Genomic DNA, 15,445 nt, shown 5'->3' with positions numbered 1-15,445 from the left:
TCAGCCCTTGGGGCGGGAGATGGGGCCCACCTTGGCCTTTGTCACCTTCAGGTAGTCCGCCGGGGCGATGATGATCTGTGTCCCTCGGACGCCCGCGGACACGGAGATGACGTCGAACAGCTCCACTGTCTCGTCCGCGAAGACGGGGTACTCCTTCTTGCCGCCGATGGCCGTCACTCCTCCGCGGATGAAGCCCGTGAGCGGCTGAAGCTCCTTGAGGGCCACCGTGTCCACCTTCCGGTCCCCGCTCAGCTTCGCCAGCGCCTTCAGATCCAGCTCCGCATCGCCCGCTACCACCGCCATCAGCACGCCCGTTCTGTCTCCCCGCGCCACCAGCGTCTTGAAGACCTGCTCCGCCGGCAGCCCCACCTTCGCGGCGACCGTCTCGGCGGACAGATCCTCCAGATCCACCTCGTACTCGCGCAGCTCGTACTGGATGCCCAGCGTGTCCAGCAGCCGGGCGGCGTTCGTCTTCATGGCGTCAGATCCCCAGCGCCTGGGAGGCCGCCTTCACCCGCGCCAGCGCATCCTCGGGGGTGATTCCCACCGCGGACAGGTGCCCCATCTTCCGGCCCTTGCGCGCGTCTCTCTTGCCGTAGAGGTGCAGCCGGACGCCCGGCATTGCCAGCACCTGCTCGAAGCGGGGACCGCCCTCGCGCAGCCACAAGTCTCCCAGCAGGTTCACGATGGCCGCCGGGCGCACCACCTCCACCGAGCCGAGCGGCAGGTTGCACACCGCGCGCACCGCCTGCTCGAACTGGCTCGTGAGGCAGGCCACCTCCGTGGCGTGGAAGCTGTTGTGCGGACGCGGGGCCAGCTCGTTCACCAGCAGCCGCCCGTCCTTCAGCAGGAACATCTCCACCACCAGCAGCCCTTCGATCTGGAGCGCATTCGCCATGTCGCGAGCGATCTCCGCGGCCCGCACAGTCACTTCCAGCGGCAGCGGGCCGGGCAGCAGCGACCACGCGAGGATGCGCTCCTCGTGGTGGTTGTAGGCGGGCGGGTACACCACCGTCTCACCCCGTGGGCTGCGAGCCACCAGCACGGACAGCTCCGCCTGCAGCTCCAGGGCGGCCTCCGCCACCACCGCGCGCTCGCCCAGCTCTCGCCATGCCTGGGACGCCTCCGTGGCGGCCTTCACCTGCACCTGCCCGCGCCCGTCGTAACCTCCCTCGCAGGACTTCACGAAGCACCTGCCGCCCAGCGCCTCGACGGCCGTGCCCAGCTCGGTGGCGCCGTTCAGCTCCTGCCAGGGGCCCAGCGGAAACCCATGCTTCGCCAGCCACGCCTTCTGCCGGCCGCGGTGCTGCACCATCTCCAGCACGGCGGCCGAGGGACGCAGCGGGGCGTGCTCGGCGGCGGCTCGCAGCGACGTGAGGGGGATCTTCTCGATCTCCAGCGTCACCACATCGCACGCCCGGGCGAGCTGGGCTGCGGCCTTCGCATCGCTGAAGTCGGCCGTGTAGCACTGGTCCACCACCCAGCGGGCCGGGCACGCTGGATCCGGATCCAGCGCCTGCACCTGGTACCCCAGGGTGCGCGCCGACAACGCCATCATCCGGCCCAGCTGCCCGCCGCCCAGAATGCCAAGGGTTCCACCTGGCAGGACACTCTTCATGACAGCTCCCGATCCCGGAGCACCTCATCGGTGCGGGCCTGCCGCCAGGCGGCCAGCCGCGCCCGCAGCTCCGGATACTTGAGGGCAAGAATGGAGGCGGCGTGCAGCGCGGCGTTCGCTGCCCCGGGCTTACCGATGGCCTGCGTCCCCACCGGCACGCCCTTGGGCATCTGTACAATGGACATCAAGGCATCCAACCCATTGAGCACCGTGGTGGGCATGGGCACTCCGAGCACGGGCAGCAGCGTCTTGCTCGCCACCATGCCGGGCAGGTGGGCCGCGCCTCCCGCCGCCGCGATGATGACCGACAGCCCCCGCGCCTCCGCCGTGGATGCGTACTCCATCATCCAGTCCGGCGTGCGGTGCGCCGACACCACCCGCACCTCGTGGGGAATGCTCAGCTCGGTGAGGATGTCGATCGCCGGGCGCAGGTACTCGAGGTCGCTCTTGCCGCCCATGATGACCCCGACCCAAGGGGTGTCCGCGCTCGCCATGCCGTGTCGCGCCTCCTGTGCGCTCTCCCACCGAGAGGCAGGAGGAACGCGGAGATAGGGCGGGGGGATTCCATCGGTCAACCCAGAAGCGCGCGCAGTGCCTTGCAAACACCAAGAGCCCCGCCGTTGCCAGCGGAGCCCTCGGAGGTGTGCCTGCCTGGAAAAGCCCTGTCCCGCCTCAGTACGTCGAGCCCAGGCGCCCAAAGTCCTTGAGCGCCTTCGCCTTCGAGCGCTTCACCGCCGTGTTCACCGCGTCCTCGCCCCGCGCCTGCTCGTACTCCTCATAGGCCGCCTGCTGCTCGGCCTTGTCCGCGGCCACCGCCGGAGCCCCCGCCACCGAGGCCACATCATCGAACATGGCCTGATTCTGCTGGATGAGCTGCCGGGCCTCGTCGCGACGGCCCACCTTCAGCGCCTCCGCCGCCTTCTGGAGATTGGCCGCGCTGCGAGCCCGCGCCGCGTACACCGTGGCCTCCTTGTCCTGCTTGGCCAGCACCTCCTCGCGGTGGTCCGTCACCATCGCCGACAGGCTCGCCGTGCTCTCCACCGTCCCGTCCTTCAGCAGATCCGTGTACGTCAGCTTCAGCCCCGTCACGTTCACCGCCTGCCCCACGGACGAGCCCATCACCGTCACCCGCGCCACCACGCGCTCCGTCTGGCTCGCCGAGAAGTCCGGCATCGCCACGCGCACGGTGCGCCCGGCCTGGTGCGCCTGGTAGCCCAACACCTCGCCCAGCGTCACGCCCTCGGGCAGCTCGAAGGACAGCTCCACGTTGCGCGCCACCTGCGTGGTGGCCTGCTGCAGATCCTTCTGGAAGATGCTGGCCAGCTTGCCCGCGTCCGCCAGGAAGCCGTACGCGCCCGCGCCGTACTCGGCGAACGCCTGCATCAGGTCCTCGTTGAAGTCCGTGCCCACGCCGATGGAGCTCACCGTCACGCCCTCGGCGCGGATGTTCTTCACCACACGCTTCAGGCCCTCCTCATCGGTGATGCCCTCGGTGGGCTGCCCGTCGCTGATGAGGATGATGCGGTTGACCTGGTACTGGCTCCGCGCGGTGTTCACCTGGTGCTGCCCCGTCGTCAGGCCCGCGCTGATGTTGGTGCCGCCCTCGTCCCAGATGCCGTCGATGTATTGCAGCATCCGCGCCCGGTTGGCGGAGGTGGCCGCCATGCTCGGCAGGCTCTTCACGTCCGAGCCGTAGTGGACGATGGCCAGCCGATCCTCCTCCTGCAGCATCCCCACCAGCTGCCGCGCCGCCTGTTTCGCCTGCGCCAGCTTGTAGCCGTTCATGGAGCCCGAGCGGTCAATCACCAGCGCCAGGTTCACCGGGCTGCGCCGCGAGCCCGGCACCTGCGCCCCCGTTATGTCCACCGTGACGAACACATCCGAGCTGCCCGGGGTGATGTAGGGGTGGCTCAGCCGGCTCGTCATCGTCAGCGAGCCCTGCGAGGTGCTGGCCGGAGGCGGAGGGGTGGGAGGCGGCGGGGGGACAGGGACCGGGGTGGCGATGTGGGGCTGCGGCGGCGGGGGAGGGGACACCACGCGGGGCATGCCCAGCACCAGGGCCACGAGCGCGAGTGCGCCGGCCAGGGCCAGGAAAGTGAAGGTCTTGTTCATGGCAGGGCTCCTTGGAAAGCAGCGGGCCCTGCCTATGACGAATGGGGCCCGGAAAAGGTCTATCGAGGTTGCGAAAGAGGCTCAGCCGCCCGTCGCCGCCACAGGCTTGCCCGCGCAGAAGAAGGGGGAGGAGGTGTCCCCGAAGGTGGACTGGTAGGTGGCGGGATCGTCTGCCCGGAGCTTGTCCAGGGTGGCCTGATCCAGGAGCAGGGAGCGGCAGTCCATCCGGCTCTTCAGCTCGCTGGCCACGCTGGAATCCGTCACCTCACAGGCCGAGGCGCTCGAGCCCTGCACACAGGGGGTGGTGCAGTAGCCCAGCGCCGGGGCATTTTGCTTCTCCGGAGGCGCGGTGGTTTTGGGATCGTAGTCGGGGTTGGGCGGGGAATCGGCATCCCTGACGCAGATCTGATCCTCGCAGTCCGGGACACCGAAGGAGATGTAGTCCTGCCCCGGCGTCAACTCGCGCTCGAGGATGTTGACGACATCGTAATCCTGGACCGGCCTGCCGTACTTGTCCTTGATGACGTTGCCGTCCTTGTCCTTGCGGTAGGTGGGGTCGCCATTCGCTTCAAACTTCAGCTGCTTCTTGTTCAGGAAGCACGTCACGCCCAGATCGGAGGTGACCTGGCAGCCGGAGGCGAGCAGGACGGTACTCAGCAGCACCGCAAGACGTGATGACATGATCGCAATGGACCTCGTAGGGAGAACAGCGGTGGCTTCGAGCGTAGCACAGGGAGGAGGGCTGCCAACGCGCTCGTGCGCCGAGTGTCCGGAGCGAAATTTTTCACCGGGACACGGACGTGGCTGCTGGGCAGCCATGCGTGGATTGCGTTGATGGTGGCGAAGAGGAATGCGTAGGATGGCCGGGCCTTCGATACTGCGAACATTCGCGGGCGGATGATCGCCCCTCCACCATGGAGCCTCCGGAAGTGAATCGCCTCCAGGCAACTCTGCTCGCGCTGTGCCTCTGGCCCGCGCTGGCGCTCGCCCAGACCGGCCAAGGAATGGGGCTCGATCTGACGGGCGAAGACGCCAACAAGACCGAGGAACAGAAGCCCGATACCACCACTGAGACTCCCACCCCCGCCGCGCCACCTCCCACCGCGGCCACCACCAAGGCTGCTCCGGCGGCCCCTCCGCCAAGCGCCGCGGAGCCGCCCGCGGACATCACCCAGGAAGATCGCGTCAAGAGTGTCCAGCGCAAGGTCTACCTGAAGAAGGGACGCTTCGAGATCACCCCCGAGGTGACCTTCTCCGTCAATGATCCCTACTACTCCAAGCTGGGCGCGACGGTGCACGCGGCCTACTACGTCGCGGACTCGCTGGCGGTGGCCGTGCGCGGCTCGGCGTTCCAGGTGGTGCCCTCGGAAGATGTGCGCACCGCCAAGAGCGTCTTCCACGGCCGCATCTTCCACTCGGTGCCCGAGTGGTCCGCCATGGCGGACGCGGAGTGGAGCCCGCTCTATGGCAAGGTGGCCTTCCTCAACTCCATCCTCCACTTCGACGGCTACCTGCTGGGCGGCCTGGGGGCGGTGCATACCGAGACGTCAGCGCTGCCGGGCCGTGGCCTCAACGTTGGCGCCGATGTCGGCGTGGGCCTGCGCTTCGTGGCCAAGGACTTCCTGGCCGTGAACACCTCGCTCATCAATACCTCGTATGTGGATCAGCCGCTGGGCACCAGCAAGGGCGCCCTGCAGAACGTCATGACGATCAATGCCGGTATCTCGGTGTTCTTCCCCTTGCGCTCCACCGGACGGGAGAGCGAGTGATGAGAACCCTTCGCCTGTTTCTGGCCTGCTGCCTGCTGCCCATGGTGGCGCTGGCCCAGTCCGCCAAGTCCGACAAGCCCAAGGCTCCCTCGGCTGACCCCACGCCAGCCCAAACCTCTTCCTCCGAGTCCGAAGCCGGTGACGTCTCCGAGGTGGACAAGGACGCGCTGGGCCCTCTGCGCGAGCGCATCCGCCCTGTCTCCGGGCACCTGTTCCTCAAGAGGCACCGCTTGGAGATCAGCCCTTCGGCCACCGTCTCCATCCGGGATGCGTTCTTCAGGAAGTACATCCTGGGCACCACGGTGACCTATTACCCCTGGGAGACGCTCGGGTTTGGCCTGCGCGCCGGCTACGCCCTGAACAGCGTGTCCGGCGCGGCGCAGATCTGCACGCTCGACGAGGGAGCGGGGCGTGGCTGCCGCGCGCCCACGTTCGCGGAGATCGACGGCACCGCCCCCGGCCAGCTCAAGCTGATGGCGGGGCTCGACGCTCAGTGGTCGCCCATCTACGGGAAGATCTCCCTGATGGCCGAGAAGTTCGCCCACTTCGACATGTACGGGGTGCTGGGCGCCTCGTTGGTCCAGTACAAGGGACCGAGCACGCAGATGACCCCGGGCGGCAACGTGGGCCTCGGCTTCCGCTTCTTCTTCAATCACTACATGACCTTGCGCACGGAGGTGAGGGATCTCATCTACGTGGAAAAGCTCCAGGGGACTGATACCTCCCTGCGCAACCAGCTCATGTTCGAGCTGGGCTTCTCCTTCTTCCTCCCCACCGCTCTTCCCGAGTCATGATCCGTTCTCTTCGACTCCTCCGCTTCGCGCTCCTCGGGCTCGCACTCTTCTGGGCCATGCCGTCTCCGGCCCAGAGCTTCGAGGGCCTCGACTCGTCCAGCTCCTCGAAGAAGAAGAAGCGTGGCGGGAAGAGCACCACCGCCTCCTCCAAGAAGAAGAAGCACGGCAAGAAGGGCGCTGACGAGGACACCTCCGCCACGGAGACCTCGCCGCTGACGGCGCCCACGCCCGCGCCGGCGAACACCCCCGCCGCCACCAGCGGCAGCTCCGGCACCGAGGCGCCCGCGCCCTCGCCCGCCACGGCTCCCAACCCTGTTCCGGCGCCCACCACGCCCGCGCCCGCGGAGCAGCCCGCCGGCGGCCTCGGGTTGGATCTCACCGGGGACTCCAGCAAGGGCACCGCGCCCACGATGACGTTCGACGCGGTGGACGTGTCCGGCAAGACGGCGGATCGCCAGCGGCTGGACGTGGCCGTGTCGCTCTTCAAGAACGATCAGTACGAGCAGGCCGCCATGGCCGGCTACGAGATCATCAAGGACCCGAAGCTGGCGGGCCTCCAGGTGGAGGCGCGCTACGTGGTGGCCAAGGCCCTGTACCGCATGGGCCTGTACCACTCGTCGCTCGGCGAGTTCTCGAAGATCCTCGCGGTGGGGCCGCAGACGAAGTTCTTCAAGACGAGCCTGGAGTGGCTCTTCTTCATCAGCCGCAAGACGAAGAACGAGACGGTCATCCTCGACGAGATCGCCCGCTACGCCAACTACGAGTTCCCCGAGAAGTTCCGCAGCGAGTTCCACTACCTGCTGGCGCGCTACCACTTCGTGCGTGGCAAGGCGCTGGATCAGGTGGGGCAGGCGGACCAGGCGGACAAGAGCTTCGAGGAGGTCAAGCGGCTGGCCACGCTCATCCCTCACACGGATCCGTTCTACCCGCGCACCAAGTTCCTCGAGGGCCTGGCGTACTTCCGCGATGGCAGCAAGGTGAAGAGCGCGGACGCGCGGCGCGGGGACACCAACATGGTGGCCTCCATCGAGGACATGAAGGAGGTCATCCGGCTGACCCGCCCCGGCGGCGGCAAGACGGCCGAGCAGGCCAGCCTGGATGAGTCCCTGCGGGAGCTGGCCTTCATGCAGCTGGCGCGCACGCACTACGGCATGCAGCAGAACCGCTACGCCATCTTCTACTTCGGGAAGATCGAGCGCGGCACCAACCAGTGGCTCGAGTCGCTCTTCGAGTCCAGCTGGGCCAACTACCGCGTGGGCCAGTACGAGCAGGCGCTGGGCAACCTGATCACGTTGTCCTCGCCCTTCTTCCGCGAGGAGTACTTCCCGGAGGCGCTCATCCTCAAGGCGGTCATCTATTACGAGAACTGCCGCTACCGCGAGTCCTCCCTCATCCTCCAGGACTTCGAGCACACCTACCTGCCGGTGCACGACGAGCTGGAGGCGCTGGTGAAGAAGAACATGGCGGCCAGCGAGTACTACAGCGTGCTCGCCGACGTGCAGAAGAAGAACAAGCAGGGCTCGGAGAAGAACGGCACGGACATCATCCTCGAGCGCATCCTCCGGCTGGCCCTCACGGATCAGGATCTGAAGAAGACCAACGACTCCATCCTCGAGCTGGAGGACGAGATGGATGCGTTCTCGAGCAAGGGCGACACCTTCAAGTACTCGGAGCTCTCCAAGGAGCTGCTCGAGGGCCTGAAGGAGCAGCGCACCGCCCTGATCGAGAAGGCCGGCATCATGTCCAAGGGCAAGCTGGAGACGGAGCTGATCGCCCTCAAGCAGCTGCTGGCCAACGGCCTGCGCATCAAGTTCGAGACCACGACGAAGGAGAAGGAGTTCCTCGAGGAGCAGCTCAAGGCGGGTGGCCGCACGGCCATCGTCAAGAAGTACCGGTTCACGGTGGCGGTGGCGGATGATCAGCTCTATTGGCCGTACGAGGGTGAGTACTGGCGAGACGAGCTGGGCACCTACCAGTACACACTCACCAAGGGCTGCATCGAGCGGGACACCGCCAACCGCGACGTCCAGGCAAGCGAGTCGTCGTCGCGGTAAGCGGGGGAGTATGGAGGAGGGGAGCGTACGGCGCGCCTCACTGCGCGTCGTCTTTGGCATCGTCGCGTTGGATCTCATCGGCTTTGGGATCCTCATCCCGCAGCTCGGAGTGTACGGGGTGAAGTTCGGCGCCTCACCGTTCTCGGTGGGGCTGCTGCTCTCCGTGTACTCGCTGCTGCAGCTGGTGTTCGCCCCGGTGCTGGGGCGGCTGTCGGACCGGTATGGCCGGCGGCCCGTGCTGCTGCTGAGCCTTGCGGGCTCGATGGTGGGCTACGTGCTGTTCGCCTTCGCCCACTCGCTGCCGCTGCTCTTCCTGTCCCGCGTCATCGACGGGGCCAGCGGCGGCAACATCTCCACCGCGCAGGCGTATGTGGCGGACGTCACCCGGCCGGAGGAGCGCGCCAGAGGCATGGGCCTCATCGGCGCGGCGTTCGGCCTGGGCTTCGTGCTGGGCCCGGCGCTGGGAGGCTTCCTGGGCGCCTGGGGCGGCAACCTCTACATCGGCCTGTTCGCCGCGGTGCTGTCGGCGCTCAACCTGCTGTTCACCTTCCTGTTCCTGGCCGAGTCCCGAGTTCCGGGCAGTGACTCCACCGCCTCCACGCGCTCCATGAAGGGGGCGGCGCTCGCGCTGAGGCTGCCCGTGGTGGGGGTGTGCCTCATCCTCATCCTCGTGTTCACCACGGCCTTCGCGCAGATGGAGGGCACCTTCTCGGTGTACCTGCTCTCGCGCTTCCTCTCGGTGGGGCCGGTGCCGCTGGAGGGGGGCCTGTTCTTCCTCGCCGCCCATGCCACCCCTCATGAGCTGGCCGAGGCCAGCATGCGCACCGGCGGGCTGTTCGCCCTGGTGGGGGTGGTGTCCGCCGCCCTCCAGGGAGGGCTGATCCCCCGGCTCCTCCCGCCTGGGCGCCGCTCCGAGCAGGGCTACCAGCCGGTGCGAGAGGGCTGGCTGCTGGTGGTGGGCTTCGCGGTGACGGGCGTGGGGCTGGCCCTGCTGCCGCTGGTGCCCGGGTACGGGTGGCTCTTCCCGGTGATGGGGACGCTCGCGGTGGGCTCGGCCTGCGCCAACCCGGCCCTGTCCTCCCTGGTGTCCCTGCAGGCCCCGCCCGATCGGCTGGGCGCTGTGTTGGGTAGCTATCAGGCCTTTGGCTCGCTGGGGCGCATCCTCGGCCCGGCGCTGGGCGGGTGGCTCTTCACGGGCTTCGGGCCCGGGGTGCCCTACGGGACGGCGGCGGCGATGATGGCGGTGGGCGCGCTCCTGGCCCTGGGCCTGGCGGCTCGCATGCGATTGCCGGGCGCGAGTGTCGGGCAAAGCTCGTAAGATGGGGGTTATGGCGGGGACCTCGCAGGAGCTCAAGGACGTCACGATTGCCTTCGATGTGATGGGCAGTGATCACGGCCCCGAGGAAGTGGTGCGCGGGGCCGCGCAGCTCTCCCTGGAGGCACCCCACATCCACGCGCTGCTGGTGGGGGACCGCGAGCTGATTGACGCGGCACTGGCGGATACCAAGCACCGCGCCGAGAAGATCTCCGTGCAGCACACCGCCGAGTTCGTCGGCATGGACGAGAAGCCGGGCGAGGCGCTGGCGCGCAAGAAGCACGCCTCGGTGGCGGTGGCCGCCCAGCTGGTGGCCGAGGGCGAGGCCCAGGCCCTGGTCTCCGCGGGCAACACGGGCGCGGGGGTGCTGGCGTGCGCGCGGCACTTCAAGCTGATTCCGGGCGTGCGCCGGGCCGCGCTGGCGGCGGTGTACCCCACGCGCGGCACTCGCGGTGAGAAGGAGGATCCGTTCTCGCTCATCCTCGACGTGGGGGCCACGGTGGAGGCCACGGCGGAGGATCTGGTGACGTTCGCGGTGATGGGCTCGGCGTACGCGCGCATCATCTCCCGCAACGAGCGCCCCAAGGTGGCCCTGCTCTCCAACGGCGTGGAGCCCCAGAAGGGGCCGCCGCGCGTGGTGGAGGCGCACTCGAAGCTGTCCTCCATGGAGGGGATCCACTTCGTGGGCAACGTGGAGGGCGTGGACATCCCCAAGGGCACGGTGGACGTCATCGTCACCGACGGCTTCGTGGGCAACGTGTGCCTGAAGATGCTGGAGGGCGTCCACGAGACGGTGGTGGAGCTGGCCCGCTACGCCTACAAGGAGAAGCTGCGCTGGCGCGCGGGCCTGGCCATGCTCTCCAGCGGGATTCAGCGCATCAAGGACATCACCGACTGGGAGCAGTACGGCGGCGCGCCGATCCTCGGCTTCGATCGGATCTTCATCAAGGCGCATGGGCGCTCGAAGGCTCGCGCCATCGCCAACGCCGGCAAGGTGGCCGCCAAGGCGGTGGCGCATCAGCTGGGCACCTCCATCCAGGAAGGCCTGCCGCGGTGAGCCTGCCGGACCGGATCGATCCCCGGCCGCCGCGGCGCATCTACCGGTGGGATCTCGACAAGACGTACCTGCGCACGGACTTCGACTCGTTCAGGGACCTGGTGCGCACGGCGTTCCAGAAGGCCCACGAGAAGGTGGCCGTGCCCGGGGCCTCGGCGCTCATCCGCGAGCTGGCGGCCAACGGGGACTCGCGGCTGTGCATCGTCTCCGGCAGCCCCAAGCAGATGCGCACGGTGCTGGAGGAGAAGCTCAAGCTGGACGGGGTGAAGTGGGACGAGTTCGTCCTCAAGGACAACGTGGGCAACCTGCTGCGCGGGCGCTTCCGGGCGCTGCGAGGGCAGGTGGGCTACAAGCTGCCCGCCATCCTCGAGAGCCGCGTGAGCGCCCCCGTCGAGGCCGAGGAGGTGCTCTTCGGGGACGACGCGGAGGCGGATGCGTTCATCTACTCGCTCTACGCGGACTTGATTGCCGGGCGCGTGGACGAGCGCGTGCTCACCCAGGTGCTGGAGGCGGGCGGCGTATACCCGGATGACGCCGAGCGCGTGCGCAGCTCGTGGAAGCGCATCCCTATTGCCGATCCGGTGCGGCGCATCTTCATCCACCTGGATCGGCTGACGCCGCCGGCGCACTTCGCGCCCTACGGCCCTCGGGTGGTGCCCATCTTCAACTACTTCCAGGCCGCGCTGGTGCTGCTGGCGGACGGCCACCTCACCGCGCCCCAGGTGATCAAGATCGCCGTGGAGATGGTGCAGACGGCGGGGCACAACATCATCACCCTGTCCAACTCGTTCCAGGATCTGATCCGCCGGGGCCTGCCGCTGCAGCAGGCCGCGCTGGCGCTCTCCCAGGCGTTGGACGGGCCCAACGGCATCATCCAGGCCATCCGCCCGGTGCCGGACATCATCGCCGCCTTCACCAAGCGTCTGGCCGCGCTGGGCACCCCGCCCGCGCCTCCTCGCGCCCAGGCGGTGGACTACGTGGCCCTCATCTCCCACGCGCTTCCGAGGACCCACAAGGACCGGAAGAAGTAGCGCGAGCCCCACGCCTCGACCCGAACCCCGAACCCCGAGCCTGGCCACGGGCGCCCTCACGGCGCGCTGCGGCGCGCTGCGCCACACCCAGCGTGTTACACGGCACACTCGGGTTGAGCGTTTATTTCTGTTATTGCCTGTTTGTCTCATTTCACACGAAGATACCGGGAAGTGAGTTATCAGGAGACAAGGGTCAGGCCTTGTGCTCCCCAGGCCAGGGACCCGGTTGGAGGAGCACCTGTAGTGATGACGATCCGGGGCAAGGTGCTGGTGTTGCTGGTGGTGGCAGTGGGCCTGGTGGGAGGACTGGGCGCCGCGCTCCACCAGTTCGCGGCCCGGGGGAGGCTCATGCGGGACTGGGCGCTCGGCAGCCAGGAGCAGCGCTACCTCTACAGCCAGCTGCGCGGCGACGCGCTGGTGTTCCTGTCGGATCTGCAGCGGGTGCATGGCTCGGGCGCTCTGCCCGAGGCCGTCCTGGGTGGATATCAGCGGAAGATGGAGGTGCAGCTCGCCCGGCTCCGCGAGCTCACGGACCAGAAGGAGCATTGGTCAGGCGAGTCTCGGGACAGGGAGAAGAAGCACATCGAGCGGCTGTCGCAGGAGCTGCGGCTCTGGGCCCAGCACGCCGAGGGGCGGGTCGCCCGGCTGCCCTCGGGCATCGGCTCGGATGGAGCGCATCCGCAGCTGAGCATCTTCGAGTTCGGGCGCAGCGTGGAGCCGCTCCTGCAGGCGGCGCTGGAGATGCAGCAGGAGGATCTCCAGGAGCTGGAGCGGCTGTCGGACCGGGGGATTCGCACCGGCGAGCTGCTGGCGATCCTCGCGCCGCTGGCCGCGCTGTGCGTGCTGCTCTCGGTGGCGTTGACCATCCTGCTGCCCATGAGCCGCCAGCTCCGGGAGCTGCTCGCGGGCGCCGAGCGCATTGGCCGGGGCGAGCTCCAGCACAAGCTGCCGGAGACTCGCCGGGACGAGTTCACCACCCTGGCGCGGGGCTTCAACCAGATGGCCCAGGAGCTCAAGGTGTCTCAGTCGCGGCTCATGCTCTCGGACCGGCTGGTGTCGCTCGGGCGCACGGCGGCCAGCGTGGGGCACGAGATCAACAACCCGCTGGTCGCGGTGATCAGCAACCTGGCGTATATCCACGGAGAGCTGAACCACGCCCAGCGCAGCTTCTCCGAGCAGGAGCGGAGGGATCTGCTCCAGGCGCTCGAGGAGGCGCGCGACGGGGCCGAGCGGGTGCACTTCATCGCGCAGGATCTCAAGACGCTGGCGCGGGCGGACGACGAGAGCACCGGGCCGGTGGATGTGGCCGAGGTGCTGCGAGACGTCGCGAAGATGGCCTCGCACGAGCTGAAGGATCGGGCGCGGCTGGTGCAACAGGTGGCCGGGGTGCCGCGGATCCATGGCAACGCGACGCGGCTGGGGCAGGTGTTCCTCAACCTGATCGTCAACGGCGCCCAGGCCATCAGCCCTGGCAACCCAGCGCGCAACGAGGTGCGGGTGACGGCCCGGCTCAGCGCGCCGGACCGGGTGACGGTGGACGTGAGCGACACCGGGTGTGGCATTCCCCCAGAGAACCTGGAGCGCATCTTCGATCCCTTCTTCACCACCAAGCCGGTGGGGGAGGGCACGGGGCTGGGGCTGGCGGTGTGCCTCAGCATCATCCAGTCGCTGGGCGGCACCCTCACCGTGGAGAGCACGCCCGGCCAGGGCACCACCTTCCACCTCACCCTCCCGGTCGCCCCCGCGGAGGCCGCCGCGCCCCCTGGATGAGCAGGCGGGGAGGCTTCCCCTCCGAGCGCAGCAGGTGGGCCAGGTAGGGGGACCCAGCGGGCCTGGGCCCCCTTAACAATGTCTTCCTGCGCTACTCCCCTCGGGGGAGGATGCGGTATAGACGGCTGCCCCGAAGTCCCAAGGTTGGGGCGTCGATACGCGATGACGCGAGATTCAATTGAAACGCCGCCTGCCGGCGGACCGCCAGAACCTGCGCCCGAAGACGCGCGCGAGGCAGCCTCGTCCGAGGCTCGGCCGGTCCCCGAGGGTGCGAGCGAGGTCCCTCAGATGTCCACCGATATGGAGTTGCAGCCGGATCCGCTGGATCTGCCACTGCCCACCGAACCCCCCGAGCCCCGAGCCGAACCCGTGGAGCCCCCTCCCGAGCTCATTGCCCCGGAGCCCACCACCCCCGAGCCAGAGCTGGTGGCCCCTACCACCACCCGCTCGGGTGAGCCCGCCGAGATCGATCCTCGGGAGCTGGACCCGGATGCCCTCAAGGTGGTGCTCCGGCTGCACGCGCATGGCCACCAGGCGTACCTGGTGGGCGGGTGCGTGCGGGACTTGCTGCTCAAGCGCAAGCCAAAGGACTTCGACGTGGCCACCAGCGCCCACCCGGGCGAGGTGCGCGCCACCTTCCGCAACTGCCGCCTCATCGGCCGGCGGTTCCGGCTGGCGCACGTCTACTTCAAGGGTGGGAAGATCATCGAGGTCTCCACCTTCCGCGCCAACCCGACGGAGCTGATGGAGACCAGCCCCGAGGAGGAGGGGGCCGAGAACGGCAACGGCAACGGGGATGAGGATCTGCTCATCACCCACGACAACGTGTTCGGCACCGCCGAGCAGGATGCGCGCCGCCGCGACTTCACCATCAACGGCCTGTTCTACGACGTCACCGAGGGCCGGGTGATTGACTACGTCCGGGGCCGGAGGGACTTGGACGAGCAGTACATCCGCACCATTGGCGACCCGGAGATCCGCATGCGCGAGGATCCGGTGCGCATGCTCCGGGCGGTGCGCTTCGCGAGCAAGCTGGGCTTCGACATCGAGTCGCGCACGTACGCGGCGATGGAGGGCGCGGTGGAGGATCTGCCGCGCTGCGCCCCCGCGCGGCTGCTGGAGGAGACGTTCCGGCTCATCCGCACCGGGGTGGCGGCGCCCAGCCTCAAGCTGCTGTCCGCGCTGGATGCGCTGAAGATCCTCCTGCCGCCGGTGGATGCGTACCTGAAGCAGCTCGGGAAGGATGGGGAGCGCACCTTCTACGCCTTCGCCGAGGCGTTGGATCGGCGTGTGGCCTCGGGCGAGCCGTTGGATGACGCCATCCTGCTGGCCATGTTGCTGGTGCCCATCAGCCGCGCGGCGCCGCCGCCAGCGGAGTCCAACGAGCCTGGGGCTCGGCCTTCGGTGGCGCAGGCCATCGAGGAGCTGCTCGCGGGCTTCGTGCAGACGGCGCGCCTGCCCCGGCGGATCGCCGAGCGCTGCCGGTTGTTGCTGCTGGCGCAGCGCACGCTCACGGGCGAGCGCCGCCGTCGCAGCGTGGCCTTCCGCCGGCACCCGCTCTTCAACGAGGCGATGACGGTGTTCGAGATCTCCGTGGAGGCCACGGGGGAGTTCCGCGAGGCGCTGGAGGCGTGGAAGAGCGGCGAGGTGCCGCAGGCCCGCTCCGAGGGCGCACCCTCGGAAGGCGAGGCCGGCCGCAAGCGCCGCCGTCGTCGCCGCCGTCGGACTGGGCGCCCGGGTGCGCCGGGGGCCGAGGCCACGGCTGGCTCGGCGGGTGCCGAGTCGAATGACGGCGACGGCGCGGGGGATGACAGCGACAGCGGCTCCGATTCGGAGTCCGACGGGCCGGACGAAGACTGAGCCATCCCCAGGGCTCCTGGCCGCCGGGAGCCTCGGGAGGCTGGGAACGGGCATATAGTGGGGCC

At 68.6% G+C, this 15,445-nt stretch carries 13 protein-coding genes; 8 read left to right on the top strand and 5 right to left on the bottom strand.

Annotated features, from left to right (window positions below; all coding sequences use genetic code 11):
- The 5 genes from ybaK to cglC all read right to left on the bottom strand — a co-directional run bounded on the left by ybaK (position 1) and on the right by cglC (position 4,411).
- The gene (gene ybaK / locus ACJ8AT_RS02260; RefSeq protein WP_407735864.1) at positions 1-477 is read right to left on the bottom strand and encodes a Cys-tRNA(Pro) deacylase; all 477 of its coding nucleotides are present in this window, start codon (positions 475-477) and stop codon (positions 1-3) included.
- Between the two features lie 4 nt (positions 478-481).
- Positions 482-1,618: a 5-(carboxyamino)imidazole ribonucleotide synthase gene (gene purK / locus ACJ8AT_RS02255; protein ID WP_407735863.1), complete on the bottom strand. Its 1,137-nt coding sequence runs from the start codon at positions 1,616-1,618 to the stop codon at positions 482-484.
- The gene (purE, locus tag ACJ8AT_RS02250) at positions 1,615-2,112 is read right to left on the bottom strand and encodes a 5-(carboxyamino)imidazole ribonucleotide mutase (protein WP_407735862.1); all 498 of its coding nucleotides are present in this window, start codon (positions 2,110-2,112) and stop codon (positions 1,615-1,617) included. Before purE ends, purK begins: the two co-directional genes overlap by 4 nt.
- Before the next feature lie 178 nt (positions 2,113-2,290).
- Entirely contained in the window at positions 2,291-3,730 is a 1,440-nt protein-coding gene (locus ACJ8AT_RS02245) for a VWA domain-containing protein (RefSeq protein WP_407735861.1), read from the bottom strand.
- Positions 3,731-3,811: 81 nt separating this feature from the next.
- Positions 3,812-4,411, bottom strand: a complete 600-nt coding sequence (gene cglC / locus ACJ8AT_RS02240; RefSeq protein ID WP_407735860.1) for an adventurous gliding motility lipoprotein CglC — start codon at positions 4,409-4,411, stop codon at positions 3,812-3,814.
- Between the two features lie 248 nt (positions 4,412-4,659).
- On the opposite strand from cglC, the gene ACJ8AT_RS02235 reads away from it, so the two are divergent.
- The 8 genes from ACJ8AT_RS02235 to pcnB all read left to right on the top strand — a co-directional run bounded on the left by ACJ8AT_RS02235 (position 4,660) and on the right by pcnB (position 15,380).
- Complete coding sequence (locus tag ACJ8AT_RS02235) at positions 4,660-5,499, top strand: outer membrane beta-barrel domain-containing protein (protein ID WP_407735859.1); 840 nt, start codon at positions 4,660-4,662, stop codon at positions 5,497-5,499.
- Complete coding sequence (locus ACJ8AT_RS02230; protein WP_407735858.1) at positions 5,499-6,293, top strand: outer membrane beta-barrel domain-containing protein; 795 nt, start codon at positions 5,499-5,501, stop codon at positions 6,291-6,293. The genes ACJ8AT_RS02235 and ACJ8AT_RS02230 overlap by 1 nt, the downstream gene beginning before the upstream one ends.
- The gene (gltC, locus tag ACJ8AT_RS02225; RefSeq protein WP_407735857.1) at positions 6,290-8,347 is read left to right on the top strand and encodes an adventurous gliding motility protein GltC; all 2,058 of its coding nucleotides are present in this window, start codon (positions 6,290-6,292) and stop codon (positions 8,345-8,347) included. Before ACJ8AT_RS02230 ends, gltC begins: the two co-directional genes overlap by 4 nt.
- A gap of 10 nt (positions 8,348-8,357) precedes the next feature.
- Positions 8,358-9,665, top strand: coding sequence for an MFS transporter (locus ACJ8AT_RS02220; RefSeq protein WP_407735856.1), 1,308 nt, complete (start codon positions 8,358-8,360; stop codon positions 9,663-9,665).
- A gap of 10 nt (positions 9,666-9,675) precedes the next feature.
- Positions 9,676-10,719, top strand: coding sequence for a phosphate acyltransferase PlsX (plsX, locus tag ACJ8AT_RS02215; protein ID WP_407735855.1), 1,044 nt, complete (start codon positions 9,676-9,678; stop codon positions 10,717-10,719).
- Positions 10,716-11,750, top strand: a complete 1,035-nt coding sequence (locus ACJ8AT_RS02210; protein ID WP_407735854.1) for a phosphatase domain-containing protein — start codon at positions 10,716-10,718, stop codon at positions 11,748-11,750. The genes plsX and ACJ8AT_RS02210 overlap by 4 nt, the downstream gene beginning before the upstream one ends.
- Positions 11,751-11,996: 246 nt before the next feature.
- The gene (locus tag ACJ8AT_RS02205; protein WP_407735892.1) at positions 11,997-13,520 is read left to right on the top strand and encodes a sensor histidine kinase; all 1,524 of its coding nucleotides are present in this window, start codon (positions 11,997-11,999) and stop codon (positions 13,518-13,520) included.
- A 162-nt stretch (positions 13,521-13,682) separates the two neighbouring features.
- On the top strand, positions 13,683-15,380 hold the full coding sequence (gene pcnB, locus ACJ8AT_RS02200) for a polynucleotide adenylyltransferase PcnB (protein ID WP_407735853.1): 1,698 nt from the start codon (positions 13,683-13,685) through the stop codon (positions 15,378-15,380).
- Positions 15,381-15,445: the final 65 nt, after the last annotated feature.

The organism is Hyalangium sp. (assembly GCF_045802625.1).
Classification (GTDB): domain Bacteria; phylum Myxococcota; class Myxococcia; order Myxococcales; family Myxococcaceae; genus Hyalangium.
This window is presented reverse-complemented; position numbering and strand designations above follow the sequence as displayed.